This is a genomic window from Nitrobacter sp. CN101 (assembly GCF_055390255.1).
Genome location: NZ_AP038833.1, coordinates 2,978,907 through 2,997,672, shown reverse-complemented (window position 1 = coordinate 2,997,672; position 18,766 = coordinate 2,978,907). Strand labels below are relative to the sequence as shown.

Annotated in this window: 17 protein-coding genes; 11 read left to right on the top strand and 6 right to left on the bottom strand. The window is 59.9% G+C overall.

The genetic code is table 11. The features are described from left to right. The first annotated feature begins 106 nt into the window (after positions 1-106). Entirely contained in the window at positions 107-2,599 is a 2,493-nt protein-coding gene (locus ACZ5IL_RS15120) for a penicillin-binding protein 1A (protein ID WP_464592702.1), read from the top strand. A gap of 278 nt (positions 2,600-2,877) precedes the next feature. After that, positions 2,878-4,009 (top strand): peptide chain release factor 2 gene (gene prfB, locus ACZ5IL_RS15115; protein ID WP_464592700.1). Its coding sequence is split into 2 segments (ribosomal slippage): positions 2,878-2,946 and positions 2,948-4,009, totalling 1,131 coding nucleotides; the frame shifts between segments, so codons are not numbered across the junction. Between the two features lie 132 nt (positions 4,010-4,141). Here prfB and ACZ5IL_RS15110 read toward each other — a convergent pair. The 3 genes from ACZ5IL_RS15110 to topA are packed head-to-tail and all read right to left on the bottom strand — an operon-like array spanning position 4,142 to position 9,667. Next, positions 4,142-4,585 (bottom strand): DUF983 domain-containing protein, encoded by a 444-nt coding sequence (locus ACZ5IL_RS15110; protein ID WP_464592698.1) that lies wholly within the window; start codon positions 4,583-4,585, stop codon positions 4,142-4,144. Next, positions 4,582-6,930, bottom strand: coding sequence for a ribonuclease R (gene rnr, locus ACZ5IL_RS15105; RefSeq protein WP_464592696.1), 2,349 nt, complete (start codon positions 6,928-6,930; stop codon positions 4,582-4,584). The genes ACZ5IL_RS15110 and rnr overlap by 4 nt, the downstream gene beginning before the upstream one ends. Before the next feature lies 1 nt (position 6,931). After that, complete coding sequence (topA, locus tag ACZ5IL_RS15100) at positions 6,932-9,667, bottom strand: type I DNA topoisomerase (protein ID WP_464592694.1); 2,736 nt, start codon at positions 9,665-9,667, stop codon at positions 6,932-6,934. A gap of 293 nt (positions 9,668-9,960) precedes the next feature. On the opposite strand from topA, the gene ACZ5IL_RS15095 reads away from it, so the two are divergent. Further along, positions 9,961-10,143, top strand: a complete 183-nt coding sequence (locus tag ACZ5IL_RS15095; RefSeq protein WP_464592692.1) for a hypothetical protein — start codon at positions 9,961-9,963, stop codon at positions 10,141-10,143. Between the two features lie 119 nt (positions 10,144-10,262). Here ACZ5IL_RS15095 and ACZ5IL_RS15090 read toward each other — a convergent pair whose 3' ends face one another. Next, the gene (locus tag ACZ5IL_RS15090) at positions 10,263-11,552 is read right to left on the bottom strand and encodes a polysaccharide deacetylase family protein (protein ID WP_464592690.1); all 1,290 of its coding nucleotides are present in this window, start codon (positions 11,550-11,552) and stop codon (positions 10,263-10,265) included. A gap of 193 nt (positions 11,553-11,745) precedes the next feature. Continuing rightward, entirely contained in the window at positions 11,746-12,510 is a 765-nt protein-coding gene (locus ACZ5IL_RS15085; RefSeq protein ID WP_464592688.1) for a polysaccharide deacetylase family protein, read from the bottom strand. 144 nt (positions 12,511-12,654) lie between these two features. Here ACZ5IL_RS15085 and ACZ5IL_RS15080 point away from each other — a divergent pair, with 144 nt between their 5' ends. The 3 genes from ACZ5IL_RS15080 (at position 12,655) to ACZ5IL_RS15070 (ending at position 14,803) form a co-directional block, all read left to right on the top strand. Then, complete coding sequence (locus tag ACZ5IL_RS15080) at positions 12,655-13,002, top strand: helix-turn-helix domain-containing protein (protein WP_464592686.1); 348 nt, start codon at positions 12,655-12,657, stop codon at positions 13,000-13,002. 91 nt (positions 13,003-13,093) lie between these two features. Further along, positions 13,094-13,912 carry an aldo/keto reductase gene (locus tag ACZ5IL_RS15075; protein WP_464592684.1) on the top strand — a complete coding sequence of 273 codons (819 nt, stop codon included), beginning with the start codon at positions 13,094-13,096 and terminating at the stop codon, positions 13,910-13,912. Positions 13,913-13,999: 87 nt separating this feature from the next. Next, positions 14,000-14,803: a YdcF family protein gene (locus tag ACZ5IL_RS15070; RefSeq protein ID WP_464592682.1), complete on the top strand. Its 804-nt coding sequence runs from the start codon at positions 14,000-14,002 to the stop codon at positions 14,801-14,803. 8 nt (positions 14,804-14,811) lie between these two features. Here the strand turns inward: ACZ5IL_RS15070 and ACZ5IL_RS15065 are convergent, their stop codons facing one another. Beyond that, positions 14,812-15,081: a DUF3253 domain-containing protein gene (locus ACZ5IL_RS15065; protein ID WP_425909532.1), complete on the bottom strand. Its 270-nt coding sequence runs from the start codon at positions 15,079-15,081 to the stop codon at positions 14,812-14,814. 145 nt (positions 15,082-15,226) lie between these two features. Between ACZ5IL_RS15065 and ACZ5IL_RS15060 the strand changes: the two genes are divergently transcribed. The 5 genes from ACZ5IL_RS15060 to ACZ5IL_RS15040 all read left to right on the top strand — a co-directional run bounded on the left by ACZ5IL_RS15060 (position 15,227) and on the right by ACZ5IL_RS15040 (position 18,744). Then, positions 15,227-15,991, top strand: a complete 765-nt coding sequence (locus ACZ5IL_RS15060) for a hypothetical protein (RefSeq protein ID WP_464592680.1) — start codon at positions 15,227-15,229, stop codon at positions 15,989-15,991. Between the two features lie 67 nt (positions 15,992-16,058). Continuing rightward, positions 16,059-16,715, top strand: coding sequence for a glutathione S-transferase family protein (locus tag ACZ5IL_RS15055; protein ID WP_464592678.1), 657 nt, complete (start codon positions 16,059-16,061; stop codon positions 16,713-16,715). A 253-nt stretch (positions 16,716-16,968) separates the two neighbouring features. Continuing rightward, positions 16,969-17,172: a hypothetical protein gene (locus ACZ5IL_RS15050; RefSeq protein WP_464592676.1), complete on the top strand. Its 204-nt coding sequence runs from the start codon at positions 16,969-16,971 to the stop codon at positions 17,170-17,172. Positions 17,173-17,329: 157 nt separating this feature from the next. Next, positions 17,330-18,280 (top strand): hypothetical protein, encoded by a 951-nt coding sequence (locus tag ACZ5IL_RS15045; protein WP_464592674.1) that lies wholly within the window; start codon positions 17,330-17,332, stop codon positions 18,278-18,280. 26 nt (positions 18,281-18,306) lie between these two features. After that, positions 18,307-18,744 carry a DUF1489 family protein gene (locus ACZ5IL_RS15040; RefSeq protein ID WP_464592672.1) on the top strand — a complete coding sequence of 146 codons (438 nt, stop codon included), beginning with the start codon at positions 18,307-18,309 and terminating at the stop codon, positions 18,742-18,744. Positions 18,745-18,766: the final 22 nt, after the last annotated feature.

Here is an 18,766-nt window from a genome sequence, read left to right as displayed (position 1 = left end):
CGGCATACACATCCGGCGGATGCTTCGGCCAACGAAAGCGGTCCGCCCGGCGACAAGGCTTGCAGCCGATATCGTCAAGCCCCGGCAACGAAACGGACATTCAATAATGCGCTTGCTGCTGCGATTCACGGGCTTTCTGTTTGCAGCGGGAACCATCCTGTTTCTGGTCGGGGTCGCGGCGGTAGCGGGATTGATCTGGCATTTTTCCAAAGATCTGCCGGACTATTCCCAGCTACAGAATTATGAGCCACCGGTAATGACGCGTGTCCATGCGTCCGATGGTTCACTGCTCGGCGAATACGCGAAGGAACGGCGGCTCTACCTGCCGATACAGGCAGTGCCGAAGTTGGTTATCAACGCGTTTTTGGCTGCGGAGGACAAGAATTTCTATGAACATGGCGGCATCGATTACCAAGGGATGCTGCGTGCGGCGCTGCTTTATGCTCAGAATTACGGTAGCAACAGGAGACCGCAGGGTGCCTCCACGATCACCCAACAGGTTGCCAAAAACTTTCTTCTGACCAATGAAGTTTCCTTTGCCCGCAAGATCAAGGAAGCGTTGCTGGCGATGCGCATCGAGCGCGCCTATTCCAAGGACAAGATCCTCGAGCTGTATCTGAACGAGATTTACCTCGGTCTTGGCGCCTACGGCATCGCGGCTGCTTCGCTCGTGTACTTCGACAAGTCAGTCAATGAATTGACCGTTGCCGAAGCTGCATATCTCGCGGCTCTACCCAAGGCGCCCTCGACGCTGCACCCTGTCAAGAACCGAGACCGCGCGATCGAACGACGCGACTATGTCATCGACCGGTTGCTGGAAAACGGCTGGGTCAACCAGGCCGACGCGGAAAAAGCTCGCAAGCAGCCGCTGATCGTCACGAGCCGAACCAACCTGGCACATACCTTCGCTGGCGAATATTTCGCTGAGGAGGTACGGCGCGACCTGTTCGAACGCTATGGCGAGAAGAAGCTCTACGAAGGCGGGTTGTCGGTTCGGACGACGCTCGACCCGGAATTGCAGGTGATCGCGCGCAAGACCATGGCAAATGGCCTCGTCACGTATGACGAGGCTCAGGGCTGGCGCGGTGCGATAAGCAAGCTCGACATCTCCGGCGATTGGGGCGTGAAGCTCGCCGAGGTCAAATCACTCTCCGATATCTCGCCGTGGCGATTGGCGGTCGTGCTCGAGTCCGACGACAAGTCCGCGCGGATCGGCTTTCAGCCCGGGCGCGAACTTGGTGGCGCCGTAAGCAAAAAGCGGCAAACGGGCCTGATTACGCTTGAAGGGGTAAAGTGGGCCAAGGCTGCATCCGGGTCGATGCGAGGCCGTACGCCGACAAAAGTGTCACAAGTGCTTTCGCCCGGTGATGTGATCTATGCCGACCCCCTGATTGCAAAGGACGGCAAGGTCGTCGAGGGGGAATACCGGTTGCGCCAATTGCCCGAAGTATCCGGCGCGATGGTGGCGATGGATCCGCGGACCGGTCGTGTGCTGGCAATGGTCGGCGGCTTTTCCTTCGATCAAAGCCAGTTCAATCGCGCCACGCAGGCCTACCGGCAGCCTGGATCCTCATTCAAGCCGCTCGTCTATTCCTCCGCGCTCGATAACGGCTACACGCCTTCGACAGTCGTGGTCGATGCGCCGATCGAGATCGATCAGGGGCATGGCTCAGGCGTTTGGCGTCCAGAAAACTACTCGAAAGAAAAATATTACGGACCACAAACGCTTCGAAATGCGCTGCGGCTCTCGCTCAACACCGTTACGGTCCGTTTGGCGCAGGATATCGGCATGCCGCTGATAGGCGAATATGCAAAGCGCTTCGGGGTTTACGACGAGCTGCCGAACTATCTGTCCTACGCACTGGGAGCAGGCGAGACCACGGTTCTGCGCATGGTGACGGCGTATTCGATGTTCGATAATGGCGGCAGGCGGGTGAAGCCTACCCTAATCGACCGCATTCAGGATCGCTACGGTCACACCATGTACAAGCACGACACGCGGGAGTGCGGCGGCTGTGATGCGCCGGGAGGCTGGAAGAACCAGTCTGAACCTCAGTTGATCGACCACCGCGAGCAGGTGCTGGATGCAATGACGGCTTATCAGATCACCTCAATGATGGAGGGCGTGGTGCAGGCCGGCACCGCTACGGTCATGCGGGATCTGGGCAAGCCGATCGCCGGTAAAACCGGCACCACCAACGACCAGAAGGATGCCTGGTTTATTGGATTCTCACCTGACCTCGTCGTCGGCATCTATGTCGGGTACGACAAGCCGCGCAATCTCGGCCGTCAAGCGACGGGCGGACATCTAGCGGCTCCGATCGCACATGATTTCATGAAGGTTGCGCTTGCCGACAAGCCCGCTACTCCGTTCCGCATTCCTGCCGGCATCAAACTGGTTCGCGTCGATTCCAAGACGGGTATGCGCGCAGGGCCAGGTAGTAGCGGCAAGACGATCCTTGAGGCTTTCAAGCCTGGCACCGCGCCTCCCGACAATTACTCTGTGATCGGTGTGGCTGATGCAAACGGACGCGAGCCACAGCCGCTGCCCGACGCGGACCGCAGCTTGTTCCGGCCCGGCACCGGAGGACTTTACTAGAGTCTTTCACCGCTTCGCGGAAACGGTGAAGACTCCATCTTTTTGATTTGACGCGTTTCTTCACGCGAACCCGGATTCCACTTCGCTCAATAGCGCTATAGCGTCCGGTTCAACTGTGTTGGACCGGCTCCAGCCTTATGGTTTTGATGAGTACGATCCCGTTTCAACTTTTGCTCGCGCAGTCTTTCCGGTTTGTTCATGCTCTACACGATTGCGCTTTGCGACCTTCGCAGCTAAATCACCAACCATCGTTGATGGTGTGAGCCGCAGAGAAAACCATGCGCGCTGAAATCGAAAGACTTGTCGAAGAGATCAAGCAGTCGGTCGGGCTGCTGAGGAGGCATCTTTGACGTCGAGACATCGACCGCGCGTCTGGCGGAGCTGAACAAGCTCGCCGAGGATCCAGACCTCTGGAACGATCCCCAGAAGGCCCAGAAACTGATGCAGGAACGAACCTCCCTGGAGGATTCGCTGACCGGTATCGGCAACGTCGAGCGTGAGCTCGAGGACCAGATCGGCATGATTGAACTCGGCGAGGCCGAGAATGATCAGGCCGTCGTCAACGAATCCGAAAACGCCCTGAAGACCCTCAAGAAGGAGGTCGCCCGCCGCGAGCTCGAAGCCTTGCTTTCGGGAGAGGCGGATCGCTTCGATACCTATCTCGAGGTTCATGCCGGCGCGGGCGGTACCGAAAGCCAGGACTGGGCGCAGATGCTTCTGCGCATGTATGCACGCTGGGCGGAGAAGCGCGGTTTCAAGATCGAGTATCTGGAAGAAACGCCTGGCGAAGAGGCTGGTATCAAATCAGCGACGATCCAGGTTAGCGGGCACAACGCTTATGGTTGGCTCAAGACCGAAGCAGGCGTGCATCGTCTCGTGAGAATTTCCCCGTTTGATTCCAATGCGAGACGCCATACGTCGTTTTCAAGCATAGCGATCTTCCCGGTTGTGGACGACAGCATCAAGATCGACATCAAGGAATCGGACGTCCGCACCGATACCATGCGCTCCGGCGGAGCGGGTGGGCAGCATGTCAACAAGACTGAATCGGCGGTGCGGCTGACACACGTCCCGACCGGGGTCGCGGTGGTTTGTCAGGCCGGGCGTTCACAGCACAAGAATCGCGCGCAGGCCTGGGACATGCTGCGGGCGAGACTCTACGAGATCGAACTCAAGAAGCGGGAAGAGCAGGCCGCCGCTGATCAGGCCGCCAAGACCGACATTGGCTGGGGCCATCAGATCAGATCGTACGTCTTGCAGCCCTACCAGATGGTGAAGGATCTCCGAACGGGAGTGCAAACGTCAGACACTTCGGGCGTGCTCGATGGCGACCTTGACGAATTCATGGCAGCGACGCTGGCCCAGAGAGCTTTTGGTAGCACGCCCGGTGCCATTGAAGACGTCGAATAGAGCGCTTTCGAGCGAAATGGAACTGGTTCGCGTAAAACGGGCCGGAGTGAAGATTGGCTCGCTCCATGAAATTGCTGCACCGTTTCGCTCTTGTAGCTCGGCGCCTCGGCTGACCTGAGCCAAGCCACCGGATCAGACGACATGGTCGTCGACAAAATTCTCGTCAAAACCGTGCATACGAAAGGCCCATTGGAGGCCGACTACACTGCCCTTGATAGGCTGAATCAGCCATAGCGCCATGAGCAGCGTCATAGGCAAATAGATCGCCCATTGAACCGCCAGCGGCGGCGAAAATTCCTTTTCGATCAGCAACGCAAGCGGTACCACGATGTGGCCGACGACGACAATGACGAGATAGGCGGGCAGGTCGTCGGCACGCTGCGGGGTAAAATCAAGTCCGCATTCCGAACACTTGTCGGTAGTTTTCAGGAAGGCACGAAAAAGTTTGCCTTCGCCGCATCTTGGGCAGCGGCAAAAAAAGCCGCGCCTCACCGCGGCCCAGGCGTCGCGCTTCTCGCCTTCCCGGGTCCAGGTTTTGGCGGCTGTGCTCGCGGGATCTGGAGGAAGCGCCGTCATGATTTGCCCTTCTTCGGTTTGCCAGCCTTGTTCTTGCCCGGCTTGCGCGACGTCTTGCGCGGTTTGTGGCCTGGATGGCCCTTCAATTGGACTTCAGGATGACGCGCGTCCCGACCACGCTGCGCCTTTGTTTTCCGTCCAGCGCGCGCGCGGAGGGAGCGCGACCCTACCTGAGCTCCGGACAAGAGTTCGAAACGCAGAGCGCCAGCCAAGGGTACAGCTTCTACCAAACGAACCTCGACCACGTCACCCAGCTTGTGCATGGAACCGCTGCGCGAACCGACCAGTGCATGGCGGGTCTCGTCGTACTTGAAGTATTCGGTGCCCAACGAGCGGATCGGGATCAGCCCATCGGCGCCCGTATCGGTCAGTTTCACGAAAAGGCCGGCGCGGGTCACACCGGAAATACGGGCCTCGAAAATATTACCGATGCGATCGGCAAGAAAATGCGCGATCAGGCGGTCGGCGGTCTCGCGTTCAGCCTTCATGGCGCGACGCTCGGTAACGGAAATGCGCGCCGCGATTTCAGCCAGCGTCTCGGCGTTCTCGGAATCCGGCAATGCGCCGTCGCCAAGGCCCAGCGCCCGGATCAGGGCGCGGTGCACGATCAGGTCTGCGTATCGCCTGATCGGAGATGTGAAATGCGCGTAGCGCCGTAGGTTGAGACCGAAGTGGCCGTAGTTTTCCGCCGAATATTCAGCCTGCGCCTGCGAGCGAAGAACCACTTCGTTCACCAGCGACTCCGAGTCATGGCCTTTGACGTGGTCGAGTACCCGATTGAACAGCTCAGGTCTCAGCGCGCCGCTCTTGGCGAAGGACAGATCAAGCGTTCTCAGAAATTCACGAAGGTTGTGAACTTTCTCCACCGTCGGCTCGTCATGAACACGATAAATCAGCGGCAGTTCTTTCTTTTCCAGCATCTCGGCTGCGGCGACATTTGCAAGGATCATGAACTCCTCGATGAGTCGATGCGCCTCGAGTCGATCCGGTACGATCACACGATCGACCGTTCCGTCAGTCTTCAGCAAAATCTTGCGCTCGGGTAATTCAAGATCGAGCGGATCGCGCTCATCGCGCGCCCGCTTCACCAGCGCATAGGCAGCATAGAGCGGTTTCAGGATCGGTTCGAGCAGGGAGCTGGTGATGTCATCGGGGTTGCCGTCGATCGCAGCTTGCACCTGCGCATAATTCAGCTTTGCCGCCGAGCGCATCAGGACGCGATGAAAGGTGTGCGAACGTTTGCGGCCGTCGGGACCGATCACCATGCGTACGGCGAGCGCGCCGCGCTCTTTGCCCGGGATCAGGGAGCAAAGATCATTAGAAATGCGCTCCGGCAGCATCGGGACCACGCGATCGGGGAAATAGACCGAATTCCCGCGCTTCAGCGCATCATGATCCAGCGCCGATTCAACCCGCACATAGTAAGCAACGTCAGCAATGGCGACGGTGACGATGGCACCGCCCTTGTTGTTTGGATCGTCGTCTAGCGTGGCGTGAACCGCGTCGTCGTGATCTTTCGCATCGGGCGGATCGATGGTGACGAGCGGTAGCTGGCGCCAGTCTTGGCGTCCTCGTGGCGTTACGAGCTTCGCAGCATCTGCTTCGCGGAGCGCAGCCGGCGAGAACGCTTGAGGAATGTCATGAGCGTGGATCGCGATCAGACTGACGGCCTTTTCGGTCGCGAGCGAACCAAGCCGCTCTTTCACCTTGCCTGAAGCAAGTCCGAAACCGCGAGTACGCACGAGTTCGACACTAACGAGATCGCCGTCCTTCGCGCCGGCGCTGTCGGCTTCCGCGATGTTCAATTCGCGACCGGCCTGCTTCTTGTCGACCGGCACGAGGCGTCCACCGCCTTGGGGCAAGGCGCGATAGACGCCAAGTATACGCGTACGGGTGTTATCGATCACCCTGATGACACGAGCACGATAGCGTGCGGGTTCGGTGGGCTCCATCGCTTCGATGCGCAGTAGCGCGCGGTCGCCGACACCAGCCACCGTGCCGGGCTTCGCGCGGCGCGGCACATGGATGAGGATCTTCGGTGCGGGCGTCGCTTCCTCGTCCCATTCGGTAGGTGTGGCGATCAGTTCGCCGTCGCTATCGCGTCCCGTAATATCTGCCACCAGCGTCGGCGGCAGCGTTTCCGGCTGACGCAGCTTGCGGCCCCGTTTAACGATCGTGCCGTCGTCCGCGAGATCGCGCAGGATCTGCTTGAGTTCGGCGCGATCGGCATTCTTCAAGCCGAACTCGTGCGCGATCTCGCGCGTCCCCGCCCGGCCGGGGTGTGCACGGATGAAGGCGACGATGGTCTCGCGGTCCGGAAAATCCCTGGCGCGCGGTTTGCTCACGTCAGCCGTTCTTGCCAGCGCTCTTTTTTGCGGCCGTATTCACAGGGTTGGGCGGCTGCTTGGCCGCGGCAATCGAACCACGTGCTTTGCTCACAGCCTTAGATTTCGGCTTCGCCGGAGCCTGTTTGGAAGTTGCCTTTTTGGCTGGCTTTTCTGCCACAGCGCTGGCCTTGCCGTTCTTTTTGGGGTCGGCGGGCTTGGCTTTCTTTGCCGCGCGCTTCGGCTTGCCGCCACCCTTGGCGGCACGTTCGTCGATCAACGCGATGGCCTCCGGCAGCGTAATGGTGTCCTGCGTCTTGTCGTTTGGAATCGTGGCGTTGATGCCGCCTGCCGTAACATAGGCGCCATAACGTCCGCTCTTTACCGCGACAGCGCCGAGCGTCGGGTGATCGCCGAGGGGCTTACCGGGATCGGCGCCGAAGCGCCGGCTCGGCCCCTTGGCGACTTTCTCGGCGATCAGCGTCACCGCGCGGTTGAGACCGATGTCGAACACCTCGTCGCCGGCTTCAAGGCTCGCATAGGTCTTTTCATGCCGGACAAACGGACCGAAGCGGCCGATGCCTGCCGTGATCGGCGCGCCGGTCTCCGGATGCTTGCCGATCTCACGAGGAAGCGAAAGCAGCTTCACTGCAAGATCCAGCTCCATGTCGGCGGGTGACGTGTTTTTCGGGATGCCCGCGCGCTTCGGCTTCTCGCCGTCGGCGTAGTCGCTGGCCTCGCCGAGCTGGATGTAAGGTCCGAAGCGGCCGGACTTCACCGCGACATCGAGACCGCTCTGCGGATCCTTGCCGAGAACGCGGTCGCCGCCGGCGTCGCCATCGGCAGCGAGGGGACGGGTATAGCGGCACTCCGGATAGTTGGAGCAGCCGACGAAGGCGCCGAACTTTCCCGCCTTGAGGTTCAGTTTTCCAGTGCCGCAGGTGGGGCACTGGCGCGGATCGCCGCCGTCTTCGCGCGGTGCATAGATGTGCGGTCCGAGCATGTTGTCGAGCACATCGAGCACTTCGGAAACGCGGACATCCTTAATGTCATTGACCACGCCGATGAAGTCATCCCAGAAATCCTTCAGGACCTGCTGCCATGATACTTCGTTGTTCGAAATGCGATCGAGCTGTTCTTCGAGATTCGCTGTGAAGTCGTACTCGACATAGCGCGCGAAGAAGTTCTCCAAAAATGCAACGACAACGCGGCCCTTGTCTTCGCCATAGAGCCGTTTTTTCTCGAGTTTCACGTAGCCGCGATCCTTGAGCACCTGCAGAATCGATGCGTAGGTCGAAGGCCGGCCGATACCGAGCTCCTCCATGCGCTTGACCAGCGAGGCTTCCGAGAAGCGTGGCGGGGGTTCCGTGAAATGCTGGGTGACGCTGAGGTTCTCGCGTTTCAGCGCTTCGCCTTCGCTCATGGCAGGAAGGCGACGGCCGTCCTCGTCTTCCTCATCGTCGCGGCCTTCCTGATAAAGCGCCAGGAAGCCATCGAACTTGATGACCTGGCCGCTGGCTCGCAACTCCAGCGTACGCGCACCAGCCCGAGCCGGGATGTCGACTGTGGTCCGCTCCAGCTCTGCCGATTCCATTTGGCTCGCGATGGTCCGGATCCAGATCAGCTCATAAAGCCTTGCCTGATCGGCATCGAGACGACGCTTCATGTCCGCAGGACGGCGCGACAGGTCGGTTGGCCGGATCGCCTCATGGGCTTCCTGCGCGTTCTTGGCCTTGGTCTGATACTGGCGCGGTGCGTCGGGAACGTAGGCGTTGCCATAATCCTCGCCGATCACCTTGCGCGCCTGCGTGATCGCCGAGCCGTCGATCTGTACGCCGTCGGTTCGCATGTAAGTGATGAGGCCGGTGGTCTCGCCGCCGATGTCGATACCTTCATAGAGCCGTTGCGCGATCCGCATCGTATGTGCTGGCGCGAAGCCGAGCTTGCGGCTGGCCTCCTGCTGTAGCGTCGAGGTCGTGAAGGGCGCCTGCGGATTGCGGCGCGCCGGCTTGGCCTCGACGGTCGACACGGTGAAATTGGCGGCCTCGATCGCCTTCCTGAAATCTTCGGCCTCGGCGCCCGAGCCGATGTCGAGCCGCTGAATTTTCTTGCCGTCAGCGCCGACGAGGCGGGCTTCGAAGGCATCGCCGCGCGGCGTCGCCAGGGTAGCTATTAACGACCAATATTCGCGCGGGACGAATTTCTCGATCTCGAGCTCGCGGTCGCAGACCAGCCGCAAGGCGACTGATTGCACCCGGCCGGCCGAGCGCGCGCCGGGCAGCTTGCGCCACAGCACCGGGGAGAGAGTGAAGCCGACCAGATAGTCGAGCGCACGGCGCGCCATGTAGGCATCCACCAGCGCGCCGTCGATCTGGCGCGGGTTTTTCATGGCGTCGGTAACGGCTTGCTTGGTGATGGCATTGAAGACGACGCGCTCGATCTTCTGGTCCTTCAGCGCGCGCTTTTGCTTGAGCACCTCGAGCACATGCCAGGAGATCGCTTCGCCCTCACGATCAGGGTCGGTGGCGAGAATGAGCTTGTCGGCCCCCTTGAGCGATTTGGCGATGTCGTTGAGTCGACCGGCTGCCTTCGGATCAACTTCCCAGATCATCTGGAAATTGGCATCGGGATCAACCGATCCATTTTTGGCTGGAAGGTCCCGAACGTGGCCGAAAGACGCTAACACCTCATAGGAAGCTCCCAGATATTTGTTGATCGTCTTCGCCTTTGCGGGCGACTCAACAATGACGATATTCATGTTCTTCCAATATCTTATTGATAAATTTCAAACCGATTCGCGAGAGGCTCGTCGGCTGTTTCGGGGCGAACATGGGTGCAGCATGGCCTTAAGTCAAATAGACTTGTGTGAAAACCTGTCGGCTCGATTGCACCTATAAATTGTATTTTTGTTATAATATAAACCTGTAGTTGTTTTTATCGTGAAGGGTCATGGCGCTGAATGCAGCTTCCACCTGGCATGATAAGAGGAGTTTTCGGGGGATGAGGGGACGACCAAACCGGAACGAGAAATCTAGCGATCACGAGTCGCGCTTGGGTGAAACCGCGGGTGACGGCGGTCCGGACGAGGCCGCGCGCTATCTGGCGGTTGCGGTTGCTGATCTTGGACTAATTGCCCGGCGTCATGGGCTGGATACCCTCGGCTTCCTCCTCGATATGGCGCAGATGGAGGCCGAAGATATCGTTCGCCTCCGTGCTGGACGCGAGGGACGCTGAAGGAAGCGATTAATGGGCGGCTCAAGTTTTCCGGTACCACAAGCTCGGTCTGAAGTTCCGAGCTTTCTAAAATGGGACAACGAGCGATCCGAGCATGCCCCCGAAACCCGGACGATGCCCTAGTATAAAGCGGATCGCAACGCCGGCTGGCTTCCCGGAATGGCGCGCTTCGCAGCGCTTGCATCGATTGAAATCGATTGCACATTGTCCTCGATAGGACGACCCGCCCCGACCACTGGTTGGGCTTGCGTGGGTAGAGGAACAGCCGTCCGGAACGGCACTGCGGATTTTTCCTGAAGCGCGAAAAAATTCTGTCCAGGGACGAAAAGTCTGTCGGTGGCGTTGTCAGTGGCGACTGTCGGTTTGCGCGGCCAGAAGGCCCTTTCCTGCAACAGCGGTCCGGCTCCGCGAACGAAACGCTGCGACCGGTCGAAAACCTCTGGCAAAAGAACAAGCTGTTTTTGGTTCAGGTGAGAATCCCAGATCGCCGAAGCGGGGAGGGTGCCTACGTTGGCAAAGCTGAAAGCCGGAGGTTCTTGCCTATGCGCGATCGCGACGGTTACCGGCGCAGGACGCATCCGCCAATCTTGCGGCTCCGTGGTCGTCTTCTGTTGGTTCGGCGTGGCCGGCACCACGTGAACAATGCGGTAGCCTCGCTCCTTCAGCGTTCGGAGAATTCTGGGCAGCGCAGCTACCGTCCGCGCCTGGATATCGTGCAATAGCAGAATGCCTTTACGCTTGGCTTCGATCCGGCTGATTGCGAGTTGATAGACGCGCTCGGCAGAAATATGCCGCCAGTCGTCCGCCGGGAAATCAGCACTCCAGACCTGAATGCCATTGGAAGCCAGGTAATCCTCGACACCCTTCGCCCGCAGCAGACCGGGAATGCGCATGAATGGCGCCACAGCCGCAGGATCGCTCAGTGCGGCTGCAGCGGAAGCGATTCCGTCGTCGATTTCTTGCCGAGCGCGTTCGATCGGCATCCGATTCATGCTGAGCAGATGATTCTGCGAATGCGTGCCGATGGAATGTCCAGCCGCAAGCACTCTGCGGAGATACTGCGGGTAGTTGCGCGCCATCTGCCCGACTGTGAAGAAGGTCGCCTTCACGCACTCACGAGCGAGGATATCAAGCACCTGGAGGCTGTGGGGTGGCAATGGGCCGTCATCGAAGGTCAGCACCACCTCGTGATCGCGAAGCGGCAACGTTTCCTGATACTGCATGGTGCCGACACGGGGATGTTCCCGGGGGTCCACCACCAGGGTCCGAAAAGTTCCGAGAGCATTGGAATTGCCGGGACAATCGCCGGCTATAGCCGGAAATGCCGTGAGGTCGAGGGTGGCGGCGAGCAGACCGAGCCAAAGAATCCACTGCGGCCTCCGCCGGCCTCCTTTTAATATCCGTACCATCCAGAACACCTTCGCGCATCCATTCCGGCCGAACCTACGGGCCGCCGATGAACGCGACCTTAACTCATCAGCCGGTGGAACGGACCATTTGGCGGGAACTATCACGTTCACGCCAATAATCGTACCAACGCGCTCGGAGCCTGCTGCGGCTTGAGGTCGGTGATCTGGCGGGTCTTCAAGCACCCGTCGGCGTTCACGTTTTTGGGCCTTTCGGCTTCGGAATAACATGCACCACGCGGTAGCCATTGTCGCGCATGTATTTCAGGAAATCTGGCAGCATGGCAGCGGTTTGCGCACGGGTATCGTGAAACAGGATGATGCCTTTCCGCGCGGCCGTCAGCCGGCTGGTAATCAGCTTCAATTCATCCTTCGGAGTCATCGGTCGCCAATCGCTGGCCCAAAAATCGGCACCGAACACAACGATCCCCCTGGCTTGCAGCATTTCGAGCAGCTCGGGGGTGGATTCGAAGTACGGAAAGCGGAAAAACCGCGTGTCGGGCACACTCGTCGCCTTGCCGTTGAGGGCGGCTTCGTCAGCAGATATCCCACGGTCGATGTCGTCTCTGGCGGCTGCAAAAGCCATCGCATTGAGATGAGGATGCGACCAGCTGTGGTGCCCCAGCGTATGGCCACCCGTTGCGGCGTTCTTCACGAGGCCCGGCGACGCCTGCGAATTCCTGCCGACCTGGAAAAAGGTCGCGCGGACACATTCGCGAGCGAGCGCAGCCAGAATCCGCGGTGTTGTCGCAGCCGGCCCGTCGTCGAAGGTGAGGACCACTTCCTTGTCGTCGAGCGGAAGCGTTTGAGGAAAGCTCTTGAGGCCGACACGGGGATACTTGGCTGCATCGACCTCGAGAATACGCGAAGTGCCGAGCGTTCCCTGGCGCGGGCAGTCGCTGGCCCATGCAGAAGTGGTCCATGCCACAAAAACGAGAAGCGTAACCCTCAGTATGCTCATGGCGCTGTTCCGACCAACCGTATGTCATCGTCTGCACGTGTATCTACGTTCGTTATAGCCTTTGCTGATCGCCGGGGCGATGGTCCTGCTGTTCACTCGGACTTAACGCACATCACCGACGATCCTGCGAATCGGAGGATGATAATGCAGCGCTTGCGTTTGAAAGCGGACGGCCGAATCGTGGAAATCCGCGATGGGAAAGAGTTTCCGCTTGCGCCGTCCATGCCGGAAGCGAGTGCCGCTCCGAACCGCGTTGCAAGGTCTGCGCCGGCAGCCGCATCTCCGTCGACAGAGCCTGAAGTCAGAAGCCTGCGTCGACGGGCGCGTTTGACACAGGTCGAATTCGCGGCGCGACTGGGCGTTCCGGTTGAAACCATCCGGAACTGGGAGCAGGGCAAGCGGATGCCGCGCGGACCCGCACGCGCACTTCTTGCAGTCGTCGCGCATGCGCCCGAAATCGTATTCGCCGCCCTCGATGGTCATACCGACTGAACGCGCCCGGGCGCCGTCGGATTGATTGGCAGTGTTGTCACCAACGGCATAAGGTTTAGCTTGCTTTCGGCTCGATGACTGGAGGGGGGCGATGCAGTTCATTGAAGCCAATGGTGCGCGCATTCCGGCAATCGGACTGGGCACATGGGAGCTTCGGGGCCGAACCTGCGCGCGTCTCGTGGAGCAGGCGCTCAGGTTCGGTTACCGCCATATCGACACCGCGCAGATGTATGAGAACGAGCGCGAAGTCGGTGAAGGCCTGCGCGCCTCCGGCATCGATCGTAACGATGTTTTTGTCACGACCAAGGTCTGGACCACGCACTTCGCGCCCAACGATCTCGAGCGATCCGTCAAGGAAAGCCTCAAGCAACTGCGCGTTGCGCAGATCGATCTGGTGTTGTTGCACTGGCCCAATCCGCGAATTCCGCTGTCAGAGACTTTGAGCGCTCTTGCCAACGTCAGGCGGCTCGGCATGGCGCGTCACATCGGCGTGTCGAACTTCACCCTCGCATTGATCGAGCAGGCGACCCCGCTCTGTCCGGAACCTCTGGTTTGCAATCAGGTCGAGTATCATCCGTATCTCGATCAGGCCAAGGTTCTGGAAGCATGCCGGCGCCACGACATGGCACTGGTTGCCTACAGTCCCGTCGCCAAGGGCCGCATCAAGAACGATGAAACGCTGGCGCGGATCGGGGCCTCCTACGGCAAGACCGCGGCGCAGGTTTGCCTGCGCTGGCTCGTTCAGCAGAACGTGGCGGCGATTCCGCGAACATCGCGAATAGAAAGGCTGTCGGAAAACATCGAGATTTTCGACTTCGCTCTGACCGATGACGAGATGACGCGGATATCGGCGATGGGCAGTGTCAAAGGACGGCTGACCGATTTCGGATTTGCTCCGAAATGGGACTAGCTCGCAGGACGTGAGATAAACCGTAGTTGTTGATTTCGGCCTACCACTCGCGCATGCAGGACGTCCCCCTGCTTACCGGCTGATTGCATGTTCTTCCTGCTCTCCAAAATCATCGGATTTATCACGCTGCCCTCGAACGCGATTGCGATCGTCAGTGGCGTTGGTCTTTGTCTGCTGCTCATGAGGTGGCGGCGCGCGGGCACCAGCCTGCTGACGGTTGGCATCGTTTCGCTGCTGGTGTTCGGATATTCACCGGCCGGGAATGTCCTGCTGCTAACATTGTCGGATCGTTTTCCGGCATGGCAGTACGACGGACGCGATCCGGACGGCATCATCGTCCTCGGTGGTGCCATCGATGCCGAGATATCGGCTGCTCGCGGCGCCGTCGAAACCAATGGTTCAGCGGAGCGGGTGATCGCAGCGCTCGAATTGGCGCGGCGATTTGCCAAGGCACGTATCGTTTACAGTAGCGGAACTGGGAATCTGATCGCGGACTCCGTTGCCGAGGCGCCGATCGCCAGGCGGCTGCTGGAGACCTTCGGAATATCACCCGAGCGTATCGTGCTGGAAAGCAGCTCCCGCACGACCGATGAGAACGCGCGGTTCACCCGCAAGCTGGTTTCACCGAAACCCGGCGAACGCTGGTTACTGGTAACGTCGGCGTATCACATGCCGCGATCTGTCGGCGTATTCCGCAAGGCGGGCTTCGACGTCGAACCCTATCCCGTTGACTGGCGCACGCGGGGCTGGATCGATGCCTCGATGCCATTCGATAGGCTGAGCGGGGGTCTCGCGTGCGCCGATACCGCCGTCCACGAATGGGTCGGTCTGCTGGCATACTGGATGGCGGGTCGCAGCGACGCGTTGTTTCCGGGACCACGGCGACAATAGAGAGCCGTTCAGTCCTGGCGCGGCAAGCCCACCCGGTACACGCCGCGAAAGTCGAGGGGATCGGCCGGCTTACCTTTGCGGTAGATCACGAGGCGTCCGGATTGAGCCAGCGCCACAGCCGCGCGCCGGATCGGCATCAGCAGACTGTGCCAGTCGGATTCAGCGGCGATGGCTTGTGCAAGCTCCGGCGCGCTCAGCGTTCTGGTGACGTCGCGCGTCAGAACCATCAGAATGTCATCTTCGAGGGAGAGCGTCGAATGCGAATCTTGCGTAGTCATGGATCAATGCCATGTCGCAATGACGGACGCTCTGCAAGAGCGGTCGTCCAGTAGGGGGCCTCAGCTCAAAATCGCTACACACGGAACCGGGATCGGTGGTTATGATGGCCCGGATAGCAGGGCTGGCGGAACGATGGAATCGCAGGTGTTCATAGGCTCCGCCGTTGCGTCGATTGCCGCTCACTTGGCTTTGGTAGCCAGCTTCCTTTTGGCCGAGGCGCGCCCATTCGACAATGTCCCGCAGCAGCTGATTACGGTCGATATCGTTTCGTCGAAGGAAATTCCTTTCCCCACAAAGGAGGATCTTCCGAAACCGTCGCAAACCTTCCCGCCTGATAGGTTGGATAAGCCAGACAACAAACCGCGGATAGATGCGGAGGCTGCCAAGGATCCGGCGCAATCGTCACCGGTTCCGCCTTCAAGCGCTTCCATGCCACCCGCTTCGCAACAGGCGGCGGTTGAGCCTTCGCCGCAGCCGGATGCCGCGCCGCCGTCTTACAATGCGCCCGAACCAGATATCAGCTTGAGATATGGGGTTCTGCTTGGTCTACCGCCGGGTCGTATTGACGACGATAGCGGCGCTGCGGAAGCCATCAAGGCGGATATTTCGGCGATGGACACCGCGCAATTCCGGCGTCACCTCAAGACCTGTTCGAAGATGCCCGCGTCCCTCTCGCCCAGCGACAATATCCGCATCGTGCTGCGTGTGCCGTTCGCCATCGATGGGACAATCGCCGCGCCGCCTGCCTTGATCGAAGCCAGTGCGTCGGCGAAGGGGCCAGCCTTAATGAAGAGCGCGATTAAAGCACTAATGGCGTGTCAGCCTTACGCGATGCTGCCGCCAGATAAATACGACCAGTGGAAGGTCCTCGATCTCAGCTTCACGCCGCGCGATTTCTCAGGCAGCTAACGAAGGACAGTCGGCAGCCTGTGGCGGCGGTCGCCGGCGCGTAGCTTGCGATGCAGGAGTGAAATTCATGACGATGACGCTCGTGATCGGAAATAAGAATTATTCGTCGTGGTCGATGCGGCCCTGGCTGGCGCTCAAGGTCGGCGGCATCGCCTTCGAAGAAAAGCTCATTCCCCTCTACGCCGGCCCGGCCGACAAACAGCGCATCCTCGATATAACCCCCGCCGGCAAAGTCCCGGCTCTGATCGATGGCGACGTGACCGTTTGGGATTCGCTCGCGATAATCGAGTATGCCGCCGAACGGTTTCCGAAGGCAGGTTTGTGGCCGGCAACCCCCGCAAGCCGCGCACGCGCACGGTCGATCTCGGCGGAAATGCATTCCGGTTTTTCGGCGCTACGCAGCGAATGCGGGATGAACTTGCATCGGCGGATCGGCGCTAAGGCGCTTTCCAACAATGCGCGTGCCGACATCGCTCGCATCCAGGAACTGTGGACCGATTGCCGTCGACGATCGGCGGGAGAGGGGCCGTTCCTGTTCGGATCCTTCACCGCAGCGGATGCCATGTATGCGCCGGTGATCCATCGTTTCCGGACCTACGCGATCGAAGTGACGCCCCCGGTGCAGGAGTACATGGATGCGATGATGGCGCTGCCCGCCTTTCGCCAGTGGACCGAGGAGGGTCTCGCGGAAACCTTGGTGATCGAGAAATTCGAAATCGATTGAGCTGACGTCCGCTTGCCGTTAGGCGCCACCGTCGGCCAGCCAACGGTTGCCGTGCTGCAGACAACGTCTACAACCCTGACTCGCGGACTCCCTCCGACAACAACCGCAATGCGTTTACGTTACTGGAAAACCTGCGAAATTGGCAATTTCATGGTGTCGTTATGACTCGCCAAACGCCTCGGCGGCATGTTATAGCAGCCTAAAAGTCTGACCGGCCGCACGCGCTGTAGCGCGAAAACCGGTATTGGGGTCGATGGAGAAGGCGTTGAAGCATAAATTTATCGTTGGAGAAACGGTCCTTTTCACCGCGAGCAACGTGGCGCGCCCGGCTGCGAGCGGCACTTACGAGGTGGTCCGGCAGCTTCCCACTGATGGCGACGACTTTCAGTATCGGATCAAGAATTCGGCCGAGGCTTTCGAACGCGTCGCAAAGGAAAGTCAGCTCGCCGCCTGCTAGGATCAGCGGCACGATCGAGCTGTTTTGCCCAGAACTCTCCGTAACGCACTGGTTTGGACCGATTTTGCCGTATTCCCGGATCATTGAATAGCCGGGCTTCATTGGCATTCGCCGATTGTTTATGCTGGCTCACAGTTCGGCATGAGGGGCATCGAGCATGAACTGGGCTTGGGTGACATCACTCGATCAATTCTGGCGTTCGCCAGCATTCCCTATGTGGCTGACGCTTGCTGGGGCAGTTTTCTTCGCGTTCATTTTATTCCTGACGCTCATTCGTGCCGAGAAGTCGGTTGCCAACGGTGTTTTGGCCATCATCACGTTGCTCGCGATCGGGGTTACGGCGGCTGTTACGCTCCGCGGCTTCGAGTCGGACGGCGGCCGGATTTTGGATTCGAAGAACCGCGGCGCACCAATGAACGTTGCGATGCCTGCGCTGTTCTGCATCGACGGGCTGGCTGGCGAACTAATTGAGAGCGCTTGCGAGAAGGCGCTGTTCGGAATGCCCGATACGGCGGCGGCCGCCGTTTCCTATGTTGCTTCGGAAATCAGCCGACTAAGGTCATTCGGCGACGTCGCTGCCGCCAATAGCGTTATGTCGCCGGAGTTGGAGGCATTGCGGCGAGCGATCGAACGTGACCGTTATGGTCTGGTCGCCCATGTGTTGGTTGCGCGCGATCATTGCCAGCCGTCAGAATGTCCGGCTTTCCAATCGCTGACTGATCACAGTCGAATTGAAGCGAACATGGAGGAGCAGCTCTACGAAAAAATGGTGATGCGTCACGCATCGTCCTGGAACGCGCCAGCGACAGCGACGCAGGCCGCCGAACCCGATAAGCCGGTGCCGCCGGCGCTCGCATCGGAGCCGACTGGCCATCCAACCACCATCGACTATCCGACCGCCGCATCTATTCCACCGGTTAACATCATGACGCCCGAGCCGGCGACGGGTACGGCGACGGCCCCGCCAGCTTCGTCTTCGGCGGCCGCGCAGGCAGCTCCGAAGCCGCGTCAACCGCATTCGGCCGCGAAGAAGCCGCCCGCACCGAAGCCGCACGCGCCGCCGCCCGTCAGCCTTACGCCTCCTGCAGCACCGTCAGCGCAGAACTGACGCTCCGTTCAACAACTATCGCTGACATGCACCTCAACCTGGTCAAACTCGCCGTAGGCTGCGAATCCGTAAAGGAACTCAAGGGCTGGATAGCGGAGCGCATGAAGCAGGCCACCCGGAAGGGGTTGCCGCGCCATCATGTCCACATCACCCGGATGACACCGAAACGCGGCGAGGAATTGCTCGCGGGCGGCTCGCTTTATTGGGTCATCAAAGGTGAAATCGCGGCCCGGGAGAAGCTGATTGGCATCGAGCCGTTCCGCGACGGGGACGGCGTCGGTCGATGTCGTTTGGTCATGCAGCCGAAGGTGGTTGCCGTCAGGCCGCGCCCGATGCGCCCGTTTCAGGGGTGGCGTTATCTATCCGTTGCGGACGCCCCTCCCGATCTCGGCAGCAACGCCGCGAGCGTCGCGGCAATGCCCGAGCCCCTGCGCCGCGAATTGCGCGATCTGGGGTTGCTGTAAGCTGGAACAAGCGGGCGGTGAA

Coding starts and splice junctions, on each gene's coding strand:
- ACZ5IL_RS15120 (WP_464592702.1), top strand. CDS start 107: ATGCGCTTGCTGCTGCGATTCACGGGCTTTCTGTTTGCAGCGGGAACC.
- ACZ5IL_RS15110 (WP_464592698.1), bottom strand. CDS start 4,585: ATGACGGCGCTTCCTCCAGATCCCGCGAGCACAGCCGCCAAAACCTGG.
- topA (WP_464592694.1), bottom strand. CDS start 9,667: ATGAATATCGTCATTGTTGAGTCGCCCGCAAAGGCGAAGACGATCAAC.
- ACZ5IL_RS15090 (WP_464592690.1), bottom strand. CDS start 11,552: ATGGTACGGATATTAAAAGGAGGCCGGCGGAGGCCGCAGTGGATTCTT.
- ACZ5IL_RS15085 (WP_464592688.1), bottom strand. CDS start 12,510: ATGAGCATACTGAGGGTTACGCTTCTCGTTTTTGTGGCATGGACCACT.
- ACZ5IL_RS15080 (WP_464592686.1), top strand. CDS start 12,655: ATGCAGCGCTTGCGTTTGAAAGCGGACGGCCGAATCGTGGAAATCCGC.
- ACZ5IL_RS15075 (WP_464592684.1), top strand. CDS start 13,094: ATGCAGTTCATTGAAGCCAATGGTGCGCGCATTCCGGCAATCGGACTG.
- ACZ5IL_RS15070 (WP_464592682.1), top strand. CDS start 14,000: ATGTTCTTCCTGCTCTCCAAAATCATCGGATTTATCACGCTGCCCTCG.
- ACZ5IL_RS15065 (WP_425909532.1), bottom strand. CDS start 15,081: ATGACTACGCAAGATTCGCATTCGACGCTCTCCCTCGAAGATGACATT.
- ACZ5IL_RS15055 (WP_464592678.1), top strand. CDS start 16,059: ATGACGATGACGCTCGTGATCGGAAATAAGAATTATTCGTCGTGGTCG.
- ACZ5IL_RS15050 (WP_464592676.1), top strand. CDS start 16,969: ATGGAGAAGGCGTTGAAGCATAAATTTATCGTTGGAGAAACGGTCCTT.
- ACZ5IL_RS15045 (WP_464592674.1), top strand. CDS start 17,330: ATGAACTGGGCTTGGGTGACATCACTCGATCAATTCTGGCGTTCGCCA.
- ACZ5IL_RS15040 (WP_464592672.1), top strand. CDS start 18,307: ATGCACCTCAACCTGGTCAAACTCGCCGTAGGCTGCGAATCCGTAAAG.